Origin of the sequence: Massilia sp. Root351, assembly GCF_001425045.1 — a bacterium.
Taxonomy (GTDB): Bacteria; Pseudomonadota; Gammaproteobacteria; order Burkholderiales; family Burkholderiaceae_D; genus Rugamonas.
This window is the reverse complement of sequence record NZ_LMDJ01000001.1, coordinates 674,852-697,521: the sequence shown is the minus strand read 5'-3', so window position 1 is coordinate 697,521 and position 22,670 is coordinate 674,852. Positions and strand designations below refer to the sequence as shown.

At 67.1% G+C, this 22,670-nt stretch carries 20 protein-coding genes; 12 read left to right on the top strand and 8 right to left on the bottom strand.

What is annotated here, in order from left to right; genetic code table 11:
• The first annotated feature begins 13 nt into the window (after positions 1–13).
• Both ASD15_RS03145 and ASD15_RS03140 read left to right on the top strand, forming a co-directional pair.
• Positions 14–808, top strand: a complete 795-nt coding sequence (locus tag ASD15_RS03145) for a transposase (RefSeq protein ID WP_057153260.1) — start codon at positions 14–16, stop codon at positions 806–808.
• 162 nt (positions 809–970) lie between these two features.
• Positions 971–1,432 carry a DUF421 domain-containing protein gene (locus ASD15_RS03140; protein WP_057153259.1) on the top strand — a complete coding sequence of 154 codons (462 nt, stop codon included), beginning with the start codon at positions 971–973 and terminating at the stop codon, positions 1,430–1,432.
• A 1-nt stretch (position 1,433) separates the two neighbouring features.
• Here ASD15_RS03140 and ASD15_RS03135 read toward each other — a convergent pair whose 3' ends face one another.
• Positions 1,434–1,916, bottom strand: coding sequence for an adenylyltransferase/cytidyltransferase family protein (locus ASD15_RS03135; RefSeq protein WP_057153258.1), 483 nt, complete (start codon positions 1,914–1,916; stop codon positions 1,434–1,436).
• A gap of 12 nt (positions 1,917–1,928) precedes the next feature.
• Complete coding sequence (locus ASD15_RS03130; RefSeq protein WP_057153257.1) at positions 1,929–3,125, bottom strand: PilT/PilU family type 4a pilus ATPase; 1,197 nt, start codon at positions 3,123–3,125, stop codon at positions 1,929–1,931.
• Between the two features lie 149 nt (positions 3,126–3,274).
• Here ASD15_RS03130 and ASD15_RS03125 point away from each other — a divergent pair, with 149 nt between their 5' ends.
• The 3 genes from ASD15_RS03125 to ASD15_RS03115 are packed head-to-tail and all read left to right on the top strand — an operon-like array spanning position 3,275 to position 5,536.
• A complete protein-coding gene (locus ASD15_RS03125; protein ID WP_057153256.1) occupies positions 3,275–4,219 on the top strand; it encodes a hydrogen peroxide-inducible genes activator in 945 nt (314 codons plus the stop codon).
• Positions 4,220–4,267: 48 nt separating this feature from the next.
• Complete coding sequence (gene ubiA, locus ASD15_RS03120; RefSeq protein WP_057153255.1) at positions 4,268–5,122, top strand: 4-hydroxybenzoate octaprenyltransferase; 855 nt, start codon at positions 4,268–4,270, stop codon at positions 5,120–5,122.
• A gap of 60 nt (positions 5,123–5,182) precedes the next feature.
• Complete coding sequence (locus tag ASD15_RS03115; protein ID WP_057153254.1) at positions 5,183–5,536, top strand: YqjD family protein; 354 nt, start codon at positions 5,183–5,185, stop codon at positions 5,534–5,536.
• A 113-nt stretch (positions 5,537–5,649) separates the two neighbouring features.
• On the opposite strand, the gene proC is transcribed toward ASD15_RS03115, so the two are convergent.
• Entirely contained in the window at positions 5,650–6,561 is a 912-nt protein-coding gene (gene proC / locus ASD15_RS03110) for a pyrroline-5-carboxylate reductase (protein ID WP_057153253.1), read from the bottom strand.
• Entirely contained in the window at positions 6,558–7,310 is a 753-nt protein-coding gene (locus tag ASD15_RS03105) for a YggS family pyridoxal phosphate-dependent enzyme (protein ID WP_057153682.1), read from the bottom strand. The genes proC and ASD15_RS03105 overlap by 4 nt, the downstream gene beginning before the upstream one ends.
• Before the next feature lie 68 nt (positions 7,311–7,378).
• On the opposite strand from ASD15_RS03105, the gene ASD15_RS03100 reads away from it, so the two are divergent.
• The 6 genes from ASD15_RS03100 to ASD15_RS03075 all read left to right on the top strand — a co-directional run bounded on the left by ASD15_RS03100 (position 7,379) and on the right by ASD15_RS03075 (position 17,211).
• Positions 7,379–8,422 (top strand): type IV pilus twitching motility protein PilT, encoded by a 1,044-nt coding sequence (locus tag ASD15_RS03100; RefSeq protein ID WP_056398579.1) that lies wholly within the window; start codon positions 7,379–7,381, stop codon positions 8,420–8,422.
• Between the two features lie 15 nt (positions 8,423–8,437).
• Positions 8,438–9,574, top strand: coding sequence for a PilT/PilU family type 4a pilus ATPase (locus ASD15_RS03095; protein WP_057153252.1), 1,137 nt, complete (start codon positions 8,438–8,440; stop codon positions 9,572–9,574).
• 8 nt (positions 9,575–9,582) lie between these two features.
• Complete coding sequence (locus tag ASD15_RS03090) at positions 9,583–10,068, top strand: glutathione peroxidase (protein WP_057153251.1); 486 nt, start codon at positions 9,583–9,585, stop codon at positions 10,066–10,068.
• Between the two features lie 46 nt (positions 10,069–10,114).
• Positions 10,115–13,585, top strand: a complete 3,471-nt coding sequence (locus ASD15_RS03085) for an MHYT domain-containing protein (RefSeq protein WP_057153250.1) — start codon at positions 10,115–10,117, stop codon at positions 13,583–13,585.
• A complete protein-coding gene (locus ASD15_RS03080) occupies positions 13,582–14,577 on the top strand; it encodes an HD-GYP domain-containing protein (protein ID WP_057153249.1) in 996 nt (331 codons plus the stop codon). The genes ASD15_RS03085 and ASD15_RS03080 overlap by 4 nt, the downstream gene beginning before the upstream one ends.
• Before the next feature lie 144 nt (positions 14,578–14,721).
• Entirely contained in the window at positions 14,722–17,211 is a 2,490-nt protein-coding gene (locus tag ASD15_RS03075; RefSeq protein WP_229418040.1) for a bifunctional diguanylate cyclase/phosphodiesterase, read from the top strand.
• Here ASD15_RS03075 and glcF read toward each other — a convergent pair.
• Genes glcF through ASD15_RS03060 form a run of 3 tightly spaced genes read right to left on the bottom strand, consistent with a single transcriptional unit; the run spans position 17,187 to position 21,026 of the window.
• Positions 17,187–18,428: a glycolate oxidase subunit GlcF gene (glcF, locus tag ASD15_RS03070; RefSeq protein WP_057153248.1), complete on the bottom strand. Its 1,242-nt coding sequence runs from the start codon at positions 18,426–18,428 to the stop codon at positions 17,187–17,189. The two genes, ASD15_RS03075 and glcF, sit on opposite strands and share 25 nt — an antisense overlap.
• Positions 18,429–18,439: 11 nt before the next feature.
• Positions 18,440–19,519, bottom strand: a complete 1,080-nt coding sequence (gene glcE / locus ASD15_RS03065; protein ID WP_057153247.1) for a glycolate oxidase subunit GlcE — start codon at positions 19,517–19,519, stop codon at positions 18,440–18,442.
• Between the two features lie 10 nt (positions 19,520–19,529).
• The gene (locus ASD15_RS03060) at positions 19,530–21,026 is read right to left on the bottom strand and encodes an FAD-linked oxidase C-terminal domain-containing protein (protein ID WP_057153246.1); all 1,497 of its coding nucleotides are present in this window, start codon (positions 21,024–21,026) and stop codon (positions 19,530–19,532) included.
• Between the two features lie 97 nt (positions 21,027–21,123).
• Here ASD15_RS03060 and ASD15_RS03055 point away from each other — a divergent pair, with 97 nt between their 5' ends.
• The gene (locus tag ASD15_RS03055) at positions 21,124–21,684 is read left to right on the top strand and encodes a cob(I)yrinic acid a,c-diamide adenosyltransferase (protein ID WP_057153245.1); all 561 of its coding nucleotides are present in this window, start codon (positions 21,124–21,126) and stop codon (positions 21,682–21,684) included.
• Here ASD15_RS03055 and ASD15_RS03050 read toward each other — a convergent pair.
• Complete coding sequence (locus ASD15_RS03050) at positions 21,681–22,583, bottom strand: LysR family transcriptional regulator (protein ID WP_057153244.1); 903 nt, start codon at positions 22,581–22,583, stop codon at positions 21,681–21,683. The two genes, ASD15_RS03055 and ASD15_RS03050, sit on opposite strands and share 4 nt — an antisense overlap.
• Between the last annotated feature and the right edge of the window lie 87 nt (positions 22,584–22,670).

Genomic DNA, 22,670 nt, shown 5'->3' with positions numbered 1-22,670 from the left:
GGTATATTGCGGCATGAGCAGACCACTTCGCACCCAGGCATGCGGCGCCCTCTATCACGTCACGGCGCGCGGCGTTCGCCGCACCACCATTTACGTCGATGGCAATGACTATCGGGTCTGGCTGGGCATGCTGGGAGAGACCGCTGCGCGATTCCAGTTCATCGTCCACGCCTACTGCCAGATGCCGAACCACTTCCACCTGGCGGTGGAGACCCCGCTCGGCAACATCGCGGCCGGCATGCGCTATCTAAACGGCAAGTATTTCCAGTACTTCAACCGGAAGTACCAGCATCTTGGCCACGTATCGCAAAGCCGCTACAGCGCCGAGATCATCGACCGCCAGGAATACCTGCTGGAGGTGGCACGCTACCTTGTCCTGAATCCCGTCCGGGCCCAGCTGGCCGCGGTGGCGTCGGCCTGGAAATGGAGCAGCCACCGCGCCCTGCTTGGCTTGACCCGCCGGCCAGACTGGTTGCACACAGACTGGTTGCTAAGCCAGTTCGGGACCGGCCCGCGTGAACGCCACATCCAGGCTTACGCCGAATTCGTCATGCAGGGCCATGGCTTGCCCGATCCGCTCGCGTCCCAGCGCCTCGCGGCCAAGGCGGCCAAACGTGCGCCGCCCGCCGCAAGCACCGTGCCGGCAGAGCCCATCGACCAGTACTTTGCCCGCTTCGCCTGCTGGCAAGAAGCGGCCTTGCGCGCCTACCTGTCGTCCGCCTACTCCATTCGCGCCATCGCACAATATCTGCACATGTCCCCGCGCACCCTGTCGCGCCTGCTGCGCCAGCTCGGAAAATCCCTATAACTCCACCCGACATCCGACAAGCGGCCTGAGCCGCATCCCCCCCCCACTTCGGGGTCTGACCCCGAAGTGGGGGAAATGCGGCTCAGCTTGCTCAGCTCTACGGTGTTGGCGTGGCGCTGCGCTTCGTCGTATAAGGTCGTATAGGCGCCGCAGGGAGGGGGTATGTTCGAGATGGAGTTGCCGTGGTGGGAGCTGGTCGCCCGGGGGGCGATCATCTACGCCGTGCTGCTGGTCATGGTGCGCGTGGCGGGCAAGCGCACCGTGGGCCAGTTTACCCCCTTCGATCTGCTGGTCGTCATGCTGCTGAGCGAGTCGGTGTCGAACTCGCTGTCCGGCGGCGATAATTCCATTCCCGCCGGCTTGCTGATCGCTGCCACCCTTATCGCGCTGAACATGGCGATCGCCTTCATCACGTCCCGCAGCCGCAAGGCGGCCGAACTGGTCGACGGCACCGCCGTCCTGCTGGGGCGCGACGGCAAGATCTTCCAGGAGGTCGTCAAGCGCAACCGCGTCGCCGAGGGCGACATGCAGCAAGCCCTGCGCGAGCAGGACTGCAGCCTCGACGAAATGCAGTGCGTCTTCCTTGAAGCGGATGGCAAGATCACCATCCTCAAGAAAAGATAACTCAGCCGCCGAAGGTGCGCACCTTGGCCAGCAGCTTGGTGGTGGAGCGGTCGTGCTCGAAGTCGATCGCCACCGCCTGCCCGCCGTAGGCGATCACGGCCTTGCCCTCGGGGATGGCCGTCATGTCGTAGTCGCCGCCCTTGGCGTAGATCCCGGGCCGCGCTTCCTGCACCACTTCCAGCGCCGTGTCCTCGTCGAACGGCACCACCAGGCTGACCGATTCCAGCGCCGCCAGCACCGCCATGCGGTCCGCGCAAGCGTTCAGCGGGCGGTCGTCGCCCTTGCCCAGCCGCTTCACCGACGCGTCCGTATTGGCCGCCACCACCAGCGCGGCGCCCAGCGCGCGCGCCTGCGCCAGGTAGGTCACGTGGCCGCGGTGCAGGATGTCGAACACGCCGTTGGTGAGCACCACCGGCTGGGGCAAGGCGGCCACGCGCGCCGCCAGTTCGGCGCGGCTGCAGATTTTTTCTTCGAATTGGGGCATAGGTTCCGTTGGTTAGTGGCCGGGCTCGGCGTCTTCCTCTTCCTGGTCGATTTGCATGCTCAGCTCGCCAACCGGCCCGGCTGCACCACCGCCGCCTTCGCCCGGCTCCTTGCGGTCGCCGCGCAGCTTGATCTGCAGCCGCAGTCCATTGGCCGAGTCGGCGTTGCGCAGCGCCTCTTCGTAGGAGATATAGCCCCTATTATAGAGCTCGTAGAGCGCCTGGTCGAAGGTGCACATGCCCAGCTCGCGCGATTTGGCCATGATTTCCTTGATGGAGTGGAAATTGCCCTTGAAGATCATCTCGGCGATGGTCGGCGTGTTCAGCAGGATTTCAATGGCGGCCTTGCGCCCCTTGCCGTCCTCGGTGCGCACCAGGCGCTGCGACACGATGGCCTTCAGGTTAGACGACAGGTCCATCAGCAGCTGGTTGCGCCGCTCTTCCGGGAAGAAGTTGATGATGCGGTCCATGGTCTGGTTGGCGTTGTTGGCGTGCAGGGTGCCCAGGCACAGGTGGCCGGTCTCGGCGAAGGCGATGGCGTGCTCCATGGTCTCGGTGTCGCGGATCTCGCCGATCAGGATCACATCCGGCGCCTGGCGCAGCGTGTTCTTCAGCGCGTTGTGCCAGGAATGCGTGTCCACGCCCACCTCGCGGTGCGTCACCAGGCAGCCCTTGTTCTTGTGCACATATTCGACCGGGTCTTCCACCGTGATGATGTGCCCGGCCGAGTTGCTGTTGCGGTAGTCGATCATGGCCGCCAGCGTGGTCGACTTGCCCGAGCCGGTCCCTCCCACCACCAGCACCAGCCCGCGCTTGGCCATGATGACGTCCTTGAGCACCTCGGGCAGGTCCAGCTTCGCGAAATTCGGGATCTCGGAGGCAATGGTGCGGATCACCATGGCCACGTTCTGCTGCTGCATCAGCACGTTGACGCGGAAGCGGCACACGTCCGGCAGCGAGATGGCGAAATTGCATTCCATCTCGGCGGCGAACTCGTTGCGCTGCTTGTCGTTCATGATGGCCATGGCCAGCGCGCGCGTCACTTCGCCGGTCAGGCGCTGCTGGCTGAGCGGTTTCATGGCGCCCTGCGACTTGATACTGGGCGGAAAATCGGCGGAAATGAACAGGTCCGAGCCGCCGGTCTGGTGCATCACCTTGAGCAGCTTGTGGATGTAGGCCTGCGCTTCTTCGTGGCCAAATGTGGTTGACATGCTTGCCTCGCCAGGTTGGTCGGCTGCCTGGGCACAGCCGGTCCGGGCAATTATAGCCATGCCCTTACGCTACAATACTATTTAGTTGCGCTGGACAGCTGGCCCCTTTCGGCATTGCGCCCAATCATTGCCTGTGTTCAAATACATTTATGACACTGACCGAATTGAAATACATCGTCGCTGTTGCGCGAGCGAAACACTTCGGACACGCCGCCGAAGCCTGTTACGTTGCCCAGCCTACGCTCTCGGTTGCCATCAAGAAGCTCGAAGACGAGCTGGGTGTCGTCCTGTTTGAACGCGGCGGCGCCGAAATTTCCGTCACCCCGCTGGGCGCGCAGATCGTGGCCCAGGCCGAGCGCGTGCTGGAACAGACCGCCGCCATCAAGGAACTCGCCAAGCAAAACAAGGACCCGCTGGCCGGGCCGTTGCGCCTGGGCGTCATTTACACCATCGGCCCCTATCTGCTGCCGCCCCTGGTGAAGGCCATGATAGAGAATGTGCCGCAGATGCCGCTCATCCTTCAGGAAAACTTCACGGTCAAGCTGCTGGAGATGCTGCGCCAGGGCGAACTGGACGCGGCCATCATGGCGCTGCCCCTGCCCGACCACGGCATGGCCCTGCAGACCCTGTACGACGAGCCCTTCGTGGTGGCGATGCCGCGCCAGCATCCGTGGGCTGCGCGCAACAGCATCCCGGCCGAGGACTTGAAGACGGAGACCATGCTGTTGCTGGGCAATGGCCACTGCTTCCGCGACCAGGTGCTCGAGGTGTGCCCGGAAATGGCGCGCTTTTCCTCGCCCGGCAACGGCATGCAGCGCACCTTCGAGGGTTCCTCGCTGGAGACCATCCGCCACATGGTGGCCAGCGGCATCGGCCTGACCGTGCTGCCGCGCGCCTCGGTGCCGGACATGGGCGTGAAGGACGGCATGCTGCAGTTCCGGCCCTTCGAGCAGCCGGCGCCGTCGCGCCGCGTGGTCATCGTCTGGCGCAAGAGTTTTACGCGCAAGGCCGCCATCGACGCCATCTGCAGCGCCGTGGCCGAATGCGACCTGCCGGGCGTCACCCCGCTGTGCCAGGACGAGGCCTCCGCCTAAGCGCCTGGCAGGGTCTATAATCGCGTTTTTGCCTAGCTCCCGAACGCGATGAACAAGCTGCAGCTCTACTTCCGCCTGGTACGCCTCGACAAACCCATCGGCACCGTGCTGCTGCTGTGGCCCACCCTGGCCGCGCTGTGGCTGGCCAGCGGCGGCGTGCCGGACGGGCGCCTGCTGCTCATCTTCTCGCTGGGCACCCTGCTGATGCGTTCGGCCGGCTGCGCCGTCAACGATTACGCCGACCAGGATTTCGACCGCCACGTGAAGCGCACCGCCGAACGCCCGATCACCAGCGGGCGCATCAGCGGCAAGGAGGCGCTGGCCGTGGCGGCCACCCTGGCGGTGCTGGCCTTCCTGCTGATCCTGCCGCTGAACGCGCTGACCAAGCAGCTGAGCGTGGCGGCGGTCGTGATCGCCGGCACTTATCCATATTTCAAGCGCTTTTTCGCCATCCCGCAGGCTTACCTGGGCATCGCCTTCGGCTTCGGCATCCCGATGGCGTTTGCCGCCGTGCAGGGCGCGGTGCCGGCCGTGGCGTGGTGGCTGCTGGCGGCCAATGTGTTCTGGGCCGTGGCCTACGACACCGAGTACGCGATGGTGGACCGCGACGACGATCTGAAAATCGGCATCAAGACCTCGGCCATCACCTTTGGCAGCTACGACGTGGCCATCGTCATGCTGTGTTACGCGGTGTACCTGGGCATGCTGCTGGCGGCGGGACGCCAGTTCGGCCTGGGCTGGCCGTTCCACCTGGGGCTGGCGGCGGCGGGCGCCATCGCGGCCTACCACTACACCTTGATACGCGGCCGCGAACGTGCGCCTTGCTTTGCCGCGTTCCGGCACAATAACTGGCTGGGGGCGGCTGTCTTTGCAGGCGTTGCGCTGGACTACGCGCTACGCTGAAGCAAGCCATGTGGCAAGCGGCGTGTCCCTGCCTTATCCACCACTGCATAGAGGCTATCCATGGACCAGAATACCAACCAAGCCAGCGGCAGCACCTTGCGCAACGACGCGGGCGCCGACCGCGAACGCCTGCTGAGCCACCTGCGCGACGCCGTCACCGATGCCGAACAATGGCTGAGCACGGCCGTCAAGGATGGCAGCGCCGAGATCGAACACGCCAAGGCCGCTTTCAAGGAAACCCTGCAGACCGCCAAAACCGACCTGCTGCGGCTGGAAGACAGCATGCTGGCACGCAGCAAGCTGGCGGCCAAGGCTACCGACAATTACGTCCATGAACATCCATGGGGCGCGGTGGCGATGGGCGCGGCGGTCGGCCTGCTGGCCGGCCTGGTGATCGGCGCCAAACAGCGCTGATGCAACGCTGATGCCGCGCCGCGGCGGCTTGCGCGCTTCCCGCCCCCGCTACGCCCCATCGGCCAGGATCGCGGGGCGGCGCAGCCGGGCCTGCCCGGCGCAAGCCGCCAGCCTCAGTCCGCGCCGCCGAACTCGCGGCCCAGCTCCTGGCCGCGCGCGGCGGCCGCTTTCATGGCGCGGCCGATCGCCTCGGCCACGCCGTCGTCCGCCATGCTGCTCAGCGCCGCGTAGGTGGTGCCGCCTTTCGACGTCACGCGCTCGCGCAGCAGCGACACCGGCTCGTCCGACTGCGCCGCCAACTGCGCCGCGCCGGCGAAGGTGGCCAGCGCCAGGTCCTTGCCCTGCTGGGCGCTCAAGCCCAGTTCCTCGGCCGCCTTCTGCATCGCCTCGATAAAGTAGAACACATAGGCCGGGCCGCTGCCCGACACCGCCGTCACGGCGTCGATCTTGTCCTCGTCGTCCAGCCACACGGTGCCGCCCACGGCTTTCATGATGGCGTCGGCCGCCGCGCGCTGCTGCGCGCTCACGCCGGCCGACGCGGCCATGCCGGTGACGCCCATGCCGATCAGCGCCGGCGTGTTCGGCATGCAGCGCACGATGGCACCGTAGCCGCCCAGCCAGCGCGACAGGTCCGCCGCGCGGATGCCGGCCGCGATCGACACCAGCAGCGGGCCGGCCGCCGCCGCGCCGCCTGGCAATGGCAGCAGCGGGCGCAGTTGCTGCGCCACTTCGCGCATGCTTTGCGGTTTCACCGCCAGCACGATCACGTCCGCACTGGCCACCGCCTGGTAGCCTGCTGCGGCCGCAACGGCGGCCCCGTCGCCGCCCGCCACGCCGGCGTCCGGCGCGTGGGGCGCGCCCGGCAGCGCGGCCGACGTGCTCACGCCGAACTGCGCGCGCAGCTTCTCCAGCGCCGCCGCGCTGGGGTCCACCACGTGGATGTTGGCGCCCGCCGTCAGCTTGCCGGCCAGGCCGGAGATCAGTGCCGCGGCCATATTGCCGCCGCCGATGAATGCAATTTTCATACTTGTCCTTTAGGGGTAACCGCGGGTGTGGCCGCGGAAGTCGCCGCGTAGCTGCGCGCGCCGAATATGGCGCTGCCCACCCGCACGATGGTGGCGCCTTCCAGCACCGCCGCGCGCATGTCGCCGGACATGCCCATCGACAGCGTGTCGAGCGCCAGGCCTTGCGCGCACAGCGCGTCATACAGTTCGCGCACGCGGCGAAATGCCGCGCGCTGCTTGTCGAGATCGTCTTCCGGTTCGGGAATGGCCATCAGCCCGCGCAGGCGCAGGTTCGGCAGCCCGGCCACCGCCTGCGCCAGCGCCGCCACCTGGTCCGGCGCCGCGCCGCTCTTGCTGGCTTCCCCGCTGATGTTTACTTGCAAACAGATATTCAACGGCGCCCGTCCGGCCGGACGCTGTTCGCTCAGGCGCAGCGCGATCTTCTCGCGCTCCACCGTGTGCACCCAGTCGAAATGCTCGGCGATGGGCCGCGTCTTGTTACTTTGTATAGGCCCGATGAAATGCCACTCCAGTGCCTGGTCCGGCATGGGCGTGGCCGCAGCCAGCGCGCGGATCTTGTCCACGCCCTCCTGCACATAGTTTTCGCCAAACGCGCGCTGCCCGGCCTGCACCGCTTCCAGTACCGCCTCCGCGCCGAAGGTCTTCGACACGGCCAGCAAGCGCACGGACTGCGCCGGACGGCCCGCTTCGTGCTCGGAGGCAACAATTGTACTGATCACTGCTTGCAAGTTCTGGGCTATTCTGGACATAATCATCGGGCTGGCTGGTTGGGCCGGTTCCGCAGGCCTCTCCCCGAAACGCAGCACTGGGATTATAAATGGACATCTCCGAATTACTCGCATTCTCCGTCAAGAACAAAGCTTCCGATCTGCACCTGTCCGCCGGCCTGCCGCCCATGATCCGCGTCCACGGCGACGTACGCCGCATCAACCTGCCGCCGCTCGAGCACAAGGACGTGCACGGCATGATCTATGACATCATGAACGACGGCCAGCGCAAGGCCTACGAGGAAATGCTGGAGTGCGATTTTTCCTTCGCCATTCCCGGCCTGGCGCGCTTCCGCGTCAACGCCTACAACCAGGAACGCGGCGCGGCCGCCGTGCTGCGCACCATTCCGTCCAAGATCCTCAGCCTGGAAGAACTGAACGCGCCCAAGATCTTCGCCGAATTCGCGCTCAAGCCGCGCGGCCTGGTGCTGGTGACGGGGCCGACCGGCTCGGGCAAGTCCACCACCCTGGCGGCCATGGTCAACCACCTCAACGAAAACGAGTACGGCCACATCCTCACCATCGAGGACCCGATCGAATTCGTGCACGACTCCAAGAAGTGCCTGATCAACCAGCGCGAAGTGGGACCGCACACGCTGTCGTTCAACAACGCGCTGCGCTCGGCGCTGCGGGAAGACCCGGACGCCATCCTGGTGGGCGAGCTGCGCGACCTGGAGACCATCCGCCTGGCGCTGTCGGCGGCCGAAACCGGCCACCTGGTGTTCGGCACCCTGCACACCTCCTCCGCCGCCAAGACCATCGACCGCATCGTCGACGTGTTCCCGGCCGAGGAAAAGGAAATGGTGCGGGCCATGCTGTCCGAATCGCTGCAGGCGGTCATTTCGCAAACGCTGCTCAAGACCAAGGACGGCTCCGGCCGCGTGGCGGCGCACGAAATCATGGTCGGCACGCCGGCCATCCGCAACCTGATCCGCGAAGCGAAGATCGCGCAGATGTACTCGGCCATCCAGACCGGCAGCAACGTCGGCATGCAGACCTTGGACCAGAACCTGACCGACCTGGTGCGCCGCAACCTGATCTCGCCGGCCGCCGCGCGCAACGCCGCCAAGATCCCCGACAACTTCCCGGGCTAAACGAAAGCACACCAGATGGAACGCGACCAGGCCTCCAAATTCATGTTCGACTTGCTGCGCCTGATGGTCAGCAAGAACGGCTCGGACCTGTTCATCACGGCCGGCTTCCCGCCGGCGATGAAGATCGACGGCAAGATGACGCCGGTGTCGGCCCAGCCGCTCACCGCCGCCCACACCTCGGACCTGGCCCGTTCCATCATGAACGACAAGCAGACCGCCGGCTTCGAGCTGACCAAGGAGGCCAACTTCGCCATCAGCCCGGGCGACCTGGGACGCTTCCGCGTGTCGGCCTTCGTGCAGATGAGCGCCGTGGGCATGGTGCTGCGCACGATTAATTCGGCCATCCCCAAGCTGGAAGAGCTGGGCTTGCCGGAAGTGCTGAAGGACGTGGTGATGTCCAAGCGCGGCCTGGTGATCATGGTGGGCGCCACCGGCTCGGGCAAGTCGACCACGCTGGCGGCCATGGTGGGCTACCGCAACGAGAACAGCTACGGCCACATCATCACCATCGAGGACCCGGTGGAATTCGTGCACCCGCACCGCAACTGCATCATCACGCAGCGCGAGGTGGGCGTGGACACCGACGACTGGGAAGTGGCGCTGAAGAACACCCTGCGCCAGGCGCCGGACGTGATCCAGATCGGCGAGATCCGCGACCGCCAGACCATGGACCACGCCATCGCCTTCGCCGAAACCGGCCACCTGTGCCTGGCCACCCTGCACGCCAACAGCGCCAACCAGGCGCTCGACCGCATCATCAACTTCTTCCCCGAGGAGCGCCGCCAGCAGCTGCTGATGGACCTGTCGCTCAACCTGAAGGGCATGGTGTCGCAACGCCTGATTCCGCGCAAGGAAACCAAGGGCCGCGCCGTGGCCATCGAAATCCTGCTCAACTCGCCGCTGATCTCGGACCTGATCTTCAAGGGCCAGGTACACGAGATCAAGGAGCTGATGAAGAAGTCGCGCGAGCTGGGCATGCAGACCTTCGACCAGTCGCTGTTCGACCTGTTCGAGGCCGATGTGATCAGCTACGAGGACGCGCTGCGCAACGCCGATTCGGTCAACGACCTGCGCCTGGCCATCAAGCTGGAAGGCAAGGCCGCCAAGACGCGCGACCTGTCGGCGGGCACCGAACACCTGAACATCATCTAAGGAAGCCCATGACCACAGTATTCGATTTCAAGGCCGACACCCTGTCCGGCGCGCCGGCCGAGCTGGCGCAGTACAAGGGCAAGGTGCTGCTGATCGTCAATACGGCCAGCAAGTGCGGCTTCACGCCGCAGTACCATGGCCTGGAGGCGGTGTACCAGCAGTTCAAGGACCAGGGGGCGGTGGTGCTGGGCTTCCCCTGCAACCAGTTCGGCGCCCAGGAACCCGGAACGGCCGAGGACATCGGCGCCTTCTGCGAAAAGAACTACGGCGTGAGCTTCCCCATGTTCGCCAAGGTGGACGTGAACGGCAGCGGCGCGCACCCGCTGTACCAGCACCTGAAAAAACAGTCGCCCGGCCTGCTGGGCACGGAAGGCATCAAGTGGAACTTCACCAAGTTCCTGATCCGCAAGGACGGCACGGTCTACAAGCGCTACGCCCCCACCACCAAGCCGGAAGAACTGACGGACGATATCGCGCGCCTGCTGGCCGAGTAATTCCTTCCCTGGCACTACCCCGGCGGCTTTGCCCCGCCCGCACATCATGGTTATCGACTACCTGGCGCAGCTGTTCTCGCCGCCCTCCGACCCCACTATGCTCAGTTTCGGGCGCTACGATCCCTGGCTGGTTGCCTTGTCCATCCTGGTGGCGGCGTTTTCCTCCTGGATGGGATTGCAGATGGCCGGCCAGGCCGGCGCCGCCACCAGCGCGCGGCTGCGCAGCGCCGCGCTGCTGACCGGCAGCCTGTCACTGGGCAGCGGCGTGTGGGCCATGCATTTCATCGGCATGCTGGCCTTCGACCTGTGCACCAGCGTCGATTACGACCGCGCCATCACCATCTGGTCCATGCTGCCCAGCGTGGCCGCGTCCTTCGTGGCGCTGTCGCTGATCAGCCGCCAGCAGATCGGCCGCTGGCAGCTGCTGGCCGGCGGCGTGCTGGTGGGCGCCGGCATCGGCGCCATGCACTACACCGGCATGGCCGCCATGCGCAGCGCCCTCACGCTGCGCTACGACCCGGCCATGTTCGCGCTGTCCATCGTGGTGGCGGTGGCGCTGGCCACGCTGGCGCTGTGGGTGCGCTTCGGCCTGAACGCGCTGCGCGGCCGCCTGGGCGGCGGCGCCCGGCTGGCCATCGCCAGCGTCATCATGGGCTGCGCCATCGCCGGCATGCACTACACCGGCATGGCGGCGGCGCGCTTCGTCGGCACCGTGCCGCCCGGCACGGCCGGCGGGGTGAGCAACGCCGGTTTCCTGGCGCTGGCCGTCACCCTGATCACCGTCTCGTTCACCTTGCTGGTACTGTCGGCCAACGGCATGCTGCGCTACCGCGCGCTGTTCTTCCAGCTCAGCCAGAGCGAATCGTGGATGCGCGCACTGCTGGCCACCGCCGTCGACGGCGTCATCACCATGGAGTCGGACGGCACCATCCGCGAATTCAACGCGGCCGCCGAGCGCATTTTCGGCTGGCGCCGCGAAGACATCCTGGGCCGCAACGTGCGCGTGCTGATCGCCGATCCCGCGCGCTCGCAGCGCGACGGTATCCTGAGCCACCTGAACGACGGCAGGGAGGGCGTGATCGGCGAGAGCCAGGACGTGCTGGGCCTGCACAAGAGCGGCGCCCTGGTCCCGCTGCGCAATGCCTACGGCCACGCGCGCCTGGCCGACAAGGACTTGTACGTCTGCTTCGTCACCGACATCAGCGAGCGCAAGGCCATGGAGCAGCAGCTGCGCGCCAGCGAACAGCAGTTCCGCTCCCTGATCGGCAACATCCCCGGCATTTCCTACCGCAGCCTGATGGCGCCCGGCTGGCCCATGGTCTACGTCAGCGCGGCGGTGGAAAGCGTCACCGGCTACCCGGCATCGGATTTCCTCGGCGCGCCGCCCAAGCGCTGCTTCGGCGACCTGATCCACCCGGACGACCATGAACAGGTGGCGCGCGGCCTGGACGCGGCGGTGGAAAACGGCCAGCCCTTCCTGCTGGAATACCGCCTGCTGCACCAGGACGGCAGCATCCGCTGGCTGTGGGAAAACGGCAGCGCCATCCTCAACGACGAAGGCAAAGTGCAATGGCTGGACGGCGTGATCCTCGACATCAGCGGCCGCCGCACCATGGAAGAGGAGCTGCGCGCGGCCAAGGAGCGCGCCGAGCAGGCCGCCGCCGCGCGCGCCGCCTTCCTGGCCAACATGAGCCACGAGATCCGTACCCCGATGAATTCCATCCTCGGCTTCACCGACGTGCTGCTGCAGGGCGAACTGGCCAGCGACCAGCGGCGCCACCTGAACACGGTGCGCAACTCGGCGCGCTCGCTGCTGCGCCTGCTCAACGAAATCCTCGACACGGCCAAGCTGGACAAGGGCGCGGTGGAACTGGAGCTGGCCGACTACAACCTGCTGGCCCTGATCGACGAGCTGTCCTCCACCATGGGCAGCAACGCCGGCGCGAAAGGGCTGAAGCTGTCGATCGCCTACGATCCGGCCATGCCGCACAGCCTGCACGGCGACGAGCTGCGGGTGCGCCAGGTGCTGAGCAATTTGCTGGGCAACGCCATCAAGTTCACCGCCCAGGGCAACGTCACGCTGGCGGTGGCGCGCGAGAACGGGCCGGACGGCGACTGCGTGCACTTCATCGTCAGCGACACCGGCATCGGCATTCCGGCCAGCCGCCTGGCCGCCATTTTCGAACCCTTCACCCAGGCCGACGCGTCGATGAACCGGCGTTTCGGCGGCACGGGGCTGGGCACCACCATCTGCAAGCAGCTGGCCGAACTGATGGGCGGCCAGATCTGGGCCACCAGCACCGAGGGCCACGGCAGCGCCTTCCACGTGGTGCTGCCGATGACGGCCGCGCTCAGCCAGCCGGCGCAGCAGCGCGCGGCGCCGTGCATCAAGCTGCCGCCGCTGAACATCCTGGCGGCCGACGACGTGCCGCAAAACCTGGAATTGCTCACCCTCTTGCTGGGCAAGCAGGGCCACAGCATCACCGGCGCCAGCGACGGCGCCATCGCGGTGCAGCTGGCCGCCGAAGGCCGCTTCGACGTGATCCTGATGGATGTGCAGATGCCGGGCATGGACGGCCTGGAAGCGACGCGCCGCATCCGCGCGCAGGAAGCGCAGCGCGGCCGCCCGCGCGTGCCCATCATCGCCATGACCGCCAGCGTGCTGGAAAAAGACCGCGAGGCCACCAATGCGGCAGGCATGGAGGGCTTCGCGCCCAAGCCGGTGGACATGCACGTGCTGGGCCGCGAACTGGCCATGGTGCTGGGTATCGCCATTGACGAGCAAACCCAGGCCAGCGGCCCGGAAACCCTGCTGCAAGTGCTGAACCACCAGCACGCGCTGCACCGCTGGGCCGGCGAGGAGCGCGCGTATCACCGCGCGCTGCGCAGCTTCGCCGCCGACCGCGCGGGCGCCACCGGCGAACTGCGGCGGCTGGGCGCCGGCCTCGCCGATGCCGCCGATGGCGCCGGCCAGGCAAGCTTCGCCGCCGCCGCGGCACTGGCGCACCAGCTCAAGGGCGCGGCCGGCAACCTGGGGCTGGAGCAGCTGGCCGCAACGCTGGACCGTCTCGAACAAGCGTGGCGCGGCAGCGCGGTGGCGGCGCCGGCCACGGCAGCGCCGCTGCTGGACGCGGTGGAGCAGCGCCTGGCCGAAGCCATCGCGGCCATCGACCTCCTGCTCGCCAACGCCACCGCCACCGCTGGCACCGCTGCGGCTGCCGGCGCGGCCGCCACCACCGCCGCACCCGCCGCAGCCCCCGGCCCGGAACCGCACGCACCGCTCGATGAAGCGCTGGTGCAGCGCCTGGGCGCCACCCTGCAGCGCTCCATCGACAGTGGCGCCTTCGACGAAGCCGCTATGGAACAATTGGCACAAGCACTGGCGTCGCATGTCCCGCCACAGCGCCTGCGGGAACTGCAGCAAGCGATAGACGATTTCGATTTCAGCGCGGCCCACGCGCGGCTGCAGGCGCTGCTGGCGTCCTGCCTGCCGGCGCCGGCCGGGAGCACACCATGACACAACCACCCAAGCGCCTTCCCGTCATCCTCGCGGTCGACGACGAATCCACCAACCTGCAGCTGCTGCGGCAAATCCTGCAGGAGCGCCATAGCCTGCTGTTCGCCAAGGACGGCCCGCGCGCGCTTGAACTGGCCGCCAAGGAGCAGCCCGACCTGATCCTGCTGGACGTGATGATGCCCGACATGACCGGCTACGAGGTGTGCCGCCGCCTGAAGGCCGATCCCGCCACGGCCGGCATCCCGGTCATCTTCGTCACCGCGCTGACCGACAGCACCGACGAGGTGGACGGCTTCGAAGCGGGCGCGGTGGACTACATCACCAAGCCGGTCAGCCCTGCCGTGGTGAAGGCGCGCGTGCGCCTGCACCTGTCGCTGGTGCGGCTGGACGAACTGAAAGCGAGCCGCCTCGAGATCGTGCAGCGCCTCGGCCTGGCCGCCGAATACAAGGACAATGAAACCGGGCTGCACGTGATCCGCATGAGCCACTACACGCGCCTGCTGGCCATTGCCTGCGGCCTGGACGAGGACGATGTGGACGACCTGTTCAACGCCGCGCCCATGCACGACATCGGCAAGATCGGCATCCCCGACCGCATCCTGCAAAAGCCCGCCAAGCTGGACGAGGACGAATGGCGCGTGATGCAAACCCACCCGACCATCGGCGCCGACATCATCGGCCGCCACGCCACGGGCATGCTGGCCGTGGCCTGCCAGGTGGCGCAGAACCACCACGAGAAATGGGATGGCAGCGGCTACCCGCAGGGCCTGAAAGGCGAACAGATTCCGCTGGCCGGGCGCATCGTCGCGGTGGCCGACGTGTTCGACGCGCTAACGTCGGTGCGTCCCTACAAACAGGCATGGACCGTGGAACAGGCCTGCGACCACCTGCGCGCGCAGCGCGGCCTGCATTTCGATCCGCAGCTGGTGGACCTGTTCCTGGGCCAGCTGCCGGCTGTCGCGGAAATCATGGAAAAATGGGCGGAAAGTTAAAATAATCGGGGTTGCGCCATGACTTTTACGTAATAATGTGACTAGGAATGATTTAAGGCTGGACGGAAACCTATGCCACTGTTGGGGAAATTGCTGTCATTGTGGATGCGCATGGGAATCTATGCCAGGCTCTTCGTCCCTATCTTGTTGCTAGTAACCGTCATTGTCAGCGTGCGCTATACGCTGATGACCGAATCCGAATCGGCCGCCGCGCGCCAGCGCTACGAAATCGAAGCGCAGCAATTGAGCCAGTACCTGGCGGCCGCCCTCAAGCCTTTGCAGCGCGAACGCAACCAGCTGGCCATTGCCGCATTGCTGGCCGGCGCCGCCGCGCACGATCCCGACCTGGCGATGGTGCGCTGGGAACACGGCGGCAACGCCACCAGCTCGGCCGGCGCGGCGCCGCTGCCGGACCTGGCCCATCCTTCCTGGCTGGGCAGGGTCACCGCCATCGAACCGCTGTACCTCAAGCTGCGCGTGCCGCTGCACGAGGTTGGCGCGGGCCCCGGCGGCGCGGGCCCCGGCCTCGCCCCCGGCACGCTGTCGCTGTGGTTCCATCCCACCCAGCCGCTGAACCGCGTATGGCGCGCGCTGCGCCAGCAAGCGGCCATCTCGGCGGTAAACATCGTCACCATCTACGTACTGCTAGGCCTGCTGATTTACCTCAACCGGCGCATGCAGCTGCGCCTCGAAAGCGCCACCGGCCGCTTCCAGAACGGCGACCTTGGCATGCGCATGCCGGTCAGCGGCTCGCCCGAGGCGCGCGCCATGGCCACCACCTTCAACAGCATGGCCAGCCAGGTGCAGGCGCTGGTGCACTCGCTGCAGGAACAGAAGGAACGCATCGAGGTCACGCTGTCGTCGATCGGCGACGCCGTCATCGTGATCGGCCTCGACGGCCGCATCGGCAGCATGAACGAAGCGGCGCAGCAGCTCACCGGCTATGGCGAAGAGCAGGCGCGCGGCAGGCAGCTGCAAGCGGTGTTCACGCTGGCCAACAACTTCGGCCACCAGGCGCTGAAGCGCACCATGCAGAGCATCTACGCCGGCGGCGCCGTGGTGCGCGCCAAGAACCAGACCCTGCGCCAGCCATCCGGCGCCAGCTTCGTCATCGAATACACGATCGCGCCCATCCGGCGCAACGGGGACGGCGGCGCGGCGCGGCTGTCCGCTGCGGCGCAGGCGGGCGTACAAGGGATAGTGCTGGTGTTCCGCGACGTGAGCGAGAAGAAGCAGCTGATCCAGCAAATGTCCTGGCAAAGCCAGCACGACCTGCTGACCGGCCTGCCCAACCGCAGCGCGCTGGCGGCCCGCTTCGAGCATGAACTGGAACTGGCCAAAGAGCACAACGCCATGCTGGCCGTGTGCATGCTGGACCTGGACCACTTCCAGCAGGTGAATGAGCGCGGCGGCCACGCGCTGGGCGATGAAATCCTCAAGCAGGCAGCCGGCCGCCTGCACAGCTTCGCCGGTCCGCGCCACTACGCCGCGCGCCTGGGCGGGGACGAATTCGTGCTGCTGCTGCCGGACCAGCCCGACCAGGCCGCCGTCGAGCACACGCTGGCGCAGCTGCTCGCGCTGCTGGCCCGCCCTTACCATTGCGAGACGCAGACGCTGTCGGTGCCGGCCAGCGCCGGCGTCACGATCTACCAGGGCGGCGACATCAGCGCCGACAACCTGCTGCGCCACGCCGACCAGGCGCTGTACCAGGCCAAGCTCACCGGCCGCAACAAGGTACACTATTTCGATGTGCACCTGGACGAGCAGGTGCGCACGCACCACAACCGCCGCACCGAAATCCGCGCCGCGCTGCGCGCCGAGGAGTTGTGCCTGTACTACCAGCCCAAGCTGGACATGCGCGCCGGCCGCATCATCGGCATGGAGGCGCTGCTGCGCTGGCGCCATCCGCAGCGCGGCATCGTCGGGCCGATGGAGTTCCTGCCGGTGGTCGAGCATACCGACCTGATCGTGGAAATCGGCGACATGGTGCTGCGCCACGCGCTGCGCCAGCTGGAACTGTGGCGCGCCAGCCATCCGGACTGGGTGGTGAGCGTCAACATCGCCGCGCGCCATTTCCAGCGCACCGACTTCGTGCCGCGCCTGACCGCCATCCTGGCCGAATTTCCCGGCGTGCCGCCGCGCATGCTGGAGCTGGAGATACTGGAATCGTCGGCGCTGGCGGACATCGGCCACGTGCGCGCCATCATGCTGGAATGCCAAGCGCTCGGCATCCGCTTCGCGCTGGACGATTTCGGCACCGGCTACTCGTCCATGTCCTACCTGAAGCGCCTGCCTGCCGAAGTGCTGAAGATAGACCAGAGCTTCGTGCGCAACATGCTGGTCGACCGCGACGACCTGCACCTGGTGTCGGCCGTCATCGGCCTGGCACGCGCCTTCAACCGCAGCGTGATCGCGGAGGGCGTCGAGACGGTGGAACACGGCGCCCAGCTGATGCGCCTGGGCTGCGAGCTGGCGCAAGGCTACGGCATCGCGCGCCCGATGCCGGCCGGCGAGGTGCTGCCGTGGACCGCCAGCTTCGCCGCCACGCCCGCCTGGCAGCGCGCCGCCCTGCTGCCGGTCGACGGCATGAGCGGCGCTCCCAGCATCCCCTACGCCAGCTTGCCCAGCGCCTGATCGATCAGTTCTATCCAGTGCTGCACCGGCGTTTCGGTGCCGGACTGCAGGTGCGTAAGGCAACCGATATTGGCCGACACGATCTTCTTCGCGCCGGTGGCCGCCAGGTTCTCCAGCTTGCGCTCGCGCAGCTGCATCGACAGCTCCGGCTGCAGCATCGAATAGGTGCCAGCCGAGCCGCAGCACAGATGGCTGTCCGCGCACAGCACCACCTCCACGCCCACGGCGCGCAGCACGCCTTCCACCTTGCCGCGTATCTGCTGCCCGTGCTGCAGGGTGCAAGGCGGATGGAAGGCCACCCGCTCGGCGATGCGGCCCCGCATGCGTTGCGCCAGCTCCGCCTCGAACTCCGGCATCACCTCGCTCAGGTCCCTGGTCAGCGCCGACACGCGGCGCGCCTTCTCGGCATAGGCGGGGTCGTGCGCCAGCAGATGGCCGTACTCCTTGACGGTGACGCCGCAGCCGGAAGCTGTCATCACGATGGCCTCGACCGGCGCGGCATCTCCGGCAACGTAGGGCCACCACGCATCGATATTGCGGCGCATGTCGTCCAGCCCCCCCTCCTGCTCATTCAGGTGGTAGCGCAACGCGCCGCAGCAGCCCGCCTTGCGCGCGGCGACCAGCTGCACGCCCAGCGCATCCAGCACGCGCGCCGTGGCGGCGTTGATGTTGGGCGCCATGCCCGGCTGCACACAGCCTTCCAGCACCAGCATCCTGCGCGCATGGCTGCGCGCAGGCCTGCGCCCCGCAGCCGCGGCCGGCGGCAGCTTGTCCTGCAGCGCCGGCGAGAGCACCGGCTTGAACAGGCGCCCCATGGCCAGCGCCGGCTCGAACAGCCAGCGGCGCGGCAATGCTTCTTTCAGCACGTAGCGTTTCACGCGCTCGGCCAGCGGCCGCTGCACGCGCTGCTCGACCACCTTGCGGCCGATGTCGGCCAGGCGGCCGTACTGCACGCCGGACGGACAGGTGCTCTCGCAGTTGCGGCAGGTCAGGCAGCGGTCCAGGTGGGTCTGCGTTTTCTGCGTCACGGGCGCGCCTTCCAGCACCTGCTTGATCAGGTAGATGCGGCCGCGCGGGCCATCGAGCTCATCGCCCAGCAGCTGGTAGGTGGGACAGGTGGCGGTGCAAAAGCCGCAATGCACGCAGGCGCGCAGGATGGCCTCGGCCTCGTCGCCTTCGCGCGTGTTCTTGATGAAGTCTGCCAGGTTGGTTTGCATGGTATCGGAGTCTACATGCGGCCGGGGTTGAAGATACCGGCCGGATCGAAGGCCTGCTTCAGGCGCTGGTTGATCTTCGCCACGGCGGACGCCGGCGGATGAAACGCGCCGGCACGTTTGTCATCGGCGCGGAACAGCGTGGCGTGGCCGCCCGCCGCCGCCACCGTGCGGCGGACATCCTGCGCCGTATCGGCGGTGGGCGCCGCGTCCACTTTCAGCCAGCGCTGCGCGCCGCCCCATTCGATCAGCTGCTCGCCTTTCAGGATGATGGAGCTGGCCGCTGGCGGCACCGACAGCCGCCACAGGGCGCCACCATTGAAGTGGCCGTGCGACTGGTCGCGCAGGCTGGCCCAGAACGCCGCCGCTTCGCCATCAGGGACGCGCGCACCGTCCATGCGCGCCAATGCCGCGCGCACCGCTGCCTCCGCACCCGACAGCCGCAGCGTCAGCACGCCCCGGTGCCAGCAACTGGCCGACAGCGGCAAAGGCTGCCCGGCCCACTCATTCAGGCGCCGCAGCGCATCGATCTCGCCCAATTCGAAACGCAGCGCGGCTTCGCATACCGGCAGTGGCAGCACCTTGAGCGACACCTCCAGTATCAATCCCAGCGTGCCCATCGAGCCGGCCAGCAGGCGCGAAACATCGTAGCCCGCCACGTTCTTCATCACCTGCCCGCCGAAGTTCAGCACCTCGCCCTTGCCGTCCATGAGCTTGGCGCCCAGCACGAAGTCCCGCACGCCGCCGGCGCTGGCGCGGCGCGGCCCGGCCAGGCCGCTTGCCACCACCCCGCCGATGGTCGACCCGGCGCCCAAGCGCGGCGGCTCGAACGCCAGCATCTGGCCGTTGGCGGCCAGCAGTGCCTCCACCTCGGCCAGCGGCGTGCCGCAGCGCACCGTGATCACCAGTTCGGTCGGCTCGTAGTCCACCACCCCGGTGTAAGCGCGGGTATCGAGCAGCGCGCCCGGCGCAGCCGGGTCCATGGCCGCGTTGCCATACCAGTCCTTGCTGCCGCCGCCGCGCACGCGCAAAGGCGTTCCCGCCTCGACGGCAGCGAGCACCTGGTTACGGAATTGCTCTACGATCGCTTGCATGTGGCTCCGATTAAAAACGCGGCAAACCCGCATGCGGCAGCAGGCCTGCCGTCACGCGCATCTTGCCGAACTCCGCGCAGCGGTTCAGGGTGGGAATGGCCTTGTTCGGATTGAGCAGCATGGCCGGATCGAAGGCGCGCTTCACGCTGAAGAAAGCCTCCAGCTCGGCAGGCTTGAACTGCACGCACATGGAATCGATTTTCTCGATGCCCACGCCATGCTCGCCCGTGATGGTGCCGCCCACTTCCACGCACAGCGCCAGGATTTCGGCGCCGAAGGCCTCGGCGCGCTCCAGCTCATCCGGCTGGTTCGCGTCGAACAGGATCAGCGGATGCAGGTTGCCGTCGCCCGCATGGAACACATTGGCGCAGCGCAGGCCGTACTTCAGCTCCATCTGTTCAATGCCGATCAGCACCCGCGCCAGGTGCTTGCGCGGGATGGTGCCGTCCATGCAGTAGTAATCCGGCGAGATGCGGCCGGCCGCAGGGAAAGCGTTCTTGCGCCCCGACCAGAACTTCAGCCGCTCGGCCTCGCTCTGCGACACCTGGATGGCGCTGGCGCCGGCCGCCTCCAGCACCGCCGTCATGCGCGCGATTTCTTCGTCCACCTCTTCCAGCGTGCCGTCCGCCTCGCACAGCAGGATGGCGGCGGCGTCGGTGTCGTAGCCCGCCTTCACGAATGGCTCCACCATGCGCGAGGAGGTGCGGTCCATCATTTCCAGCCCGGCAGGGATAATTCCGGCCGCAATCACCTTGGCCACCGCATTGCCGCCGGTGACCACGTCGCCGAAGGACGCCATGATCACGCGCGCACAGGCCGGCTTGGGCACCAGCTTTACCGTCACCTCGGTGACGATGCCCAGCATGCCCTCCGAGCCGATGAAGGCCGACAGCAGGTCCAGGCCCGGCGCATCGAGCGCCTCGCTGCCCAGCTCCACCACATCGCCCTCGATGGTGGCCATGCGCACGCGCAGCACGTTGTGCACCGTCAGGCCGTACTTCAGGCAATGCACGCCGCCCGAGTTCTCCGCCACGTTGCCGCCTATGGTGCAGGCAATTTGCGAGGACGGATCGGGGGCGTAGTACAGCGCATGCTGCGCGGCCGCCTCCGAGATGGCCAGGTTGCGCACGCCGGGCTGCACCACGGCCGTGCGCGAATACGCGTCCATGCGCACGATCTGGTTCATGCGCGCGGTGGACAGCACCACCCCGTCGGCAATCGGCATGGCGCCGCCGGACAGCCCGGTGCCCGCGCCGCGCGGCACGATGGGCACGTTCATGTCGCGGCACACCTTGAGCACCGCCAGCACCTCCTGCTCATTGGCGGGCAGCGCCACGATCATGGGCGGCTGGCGGTAGGCCGACAGGCCGTCGCACTCGTAGGGCCGGGTGTCCTCCAGCGCGGACAGGATGCTGCTTGCCGGCAGCGCGGCGCGCAGGGCCGCCGCGACGCTGTGCTGGCGCTCGGCCGTAAAGGCCGGCGTGGCTACTTGGGTGGCTGTGGTCATGGGAGTGGAGCATATCGCCGATGAAGTACTGATTGTAAGGCACCCAAGCCGAAATTATCGTATGCTCGCTGTCATTCCAGAAATAAGGGGCAATACCATGGGCAACCGACTCTCGAAAATCGCCACCCGCACCGGCGACAACGGCACCACCGGCCTGGGCGACGGCAGCCGCACCGACAAGGACAGCCTGCGCATCCACGCCATCGGCGACGTGGACGAGCTGAACTCCAACCTCGGCCTGCTGCTCAGCGAAGCCATGCCGGACGACCTGCGCGATGAACTGGTGGGCATCCAGCACGACCTGTTCGACCTGGGCGGCGAGCTGTGCATCCCCGGCTACCAGATGATCAAGGAGGAACATGTCGAGCAGCTGGACGCGCTGCTGGCCAAGTACAACGCCACCCTGCCGGCGCTGACCGAGTTCATCCTGCCGGCCGGCTCGCGCGCCGCCGCCATCGCCCATGTGTGCCGAACGGTCTGCCGCCGCGCTGAGCGCAGCATCGTCACGCTGGGCAAGGCCGAGGCCCTGCACGAGCACCCGCGCCAGTACGTCAACCGCCTGTCCGACCTGATGTTCGTACTGGCCCGCGTGCTGAACCGCTTCGCCGGCGGCAGCGACGTGCTGTGGCAGCACGAGCGCAAGAGCAAGAAGGGTTAAACTTCGAATCCTGCCTGTTGCAGCAGGCGCGCCTGCAGAAAGTCCATGAACAGCCGGGTGCGCAACGGCTGGTGCCGGCGGGAGGGATAGATCAGGCTGAGATCCTGCGCGGCGCCGTGCCAGTCCTGCAGCACGCGGGTGAGCTTGCGGCTTGCCAGCAGGTCCTGCACCAGCCAGGCGGGGCACAGGCCGATGCCGGCGCCCATTTCCAGGCTTTCGCGGATCGCCAGCGCGTTGTTGACGCGGTAGCGGCCCTGGGTTTGGATGCGCACGCTGCGCGCGCCGTTATGCAGTTCGACCATGCCGCCGGTGCTGAGCCAGGCGAAGCGGATGTAGTCGTGCGCCGCCAGGTCCTCTGGCTGGTGCAGCGTGGGGCGGCTGTGCAGGTAGCCGGGCGATGCCACCAGCCAGCGCGGCGAGCCGGCGATCTTGCGGGCGATGGCGTTGGGCGGCAGCTCGCTTCCCAGGCGCAGCGCGACGTCGACGCCCTCTTCCACCAAGTCCGCCATGCGGTCGTTCAGTATCAGCTCGATTTCCATTTCCGGGTAGTGCGCGAGGAACTCCTGCACCAGCGCGTTCAGGCGGAACTGGCCCAGCGCGACCGGGGCGTTAACGCGCAGCAGGCCGGCAGCGCTCTGGCTTTCGCCGCGCGCCTCGGCCACGGCTTCGGCGTAGTCTTCCAGCACGCCCTTGCTACGCTGGTAGAAGCGCTGGCCCTGCACGGTGGCCGACAGGCTGGAGGTGCTGCGTTCGAGCAGGCGCACGCCCAGGCTGTCTTCCAGGGCCGCGACGACCTTGCTCACCGTGGGCTGCGTGGTGCCGTGTTCGCGCGCGACGGCGGACAAGCTGCCCAGTTCGACGGCGCGCACGAAGTACTGCAGGGAGCGGATGGTGTCCATGCCGGGTCCTCATTCGATATTGGAATGAATCATAGTCCATTTCAACAGCTTCCGCATGGGATTGGAATGAATGAAGATGTCTGCACA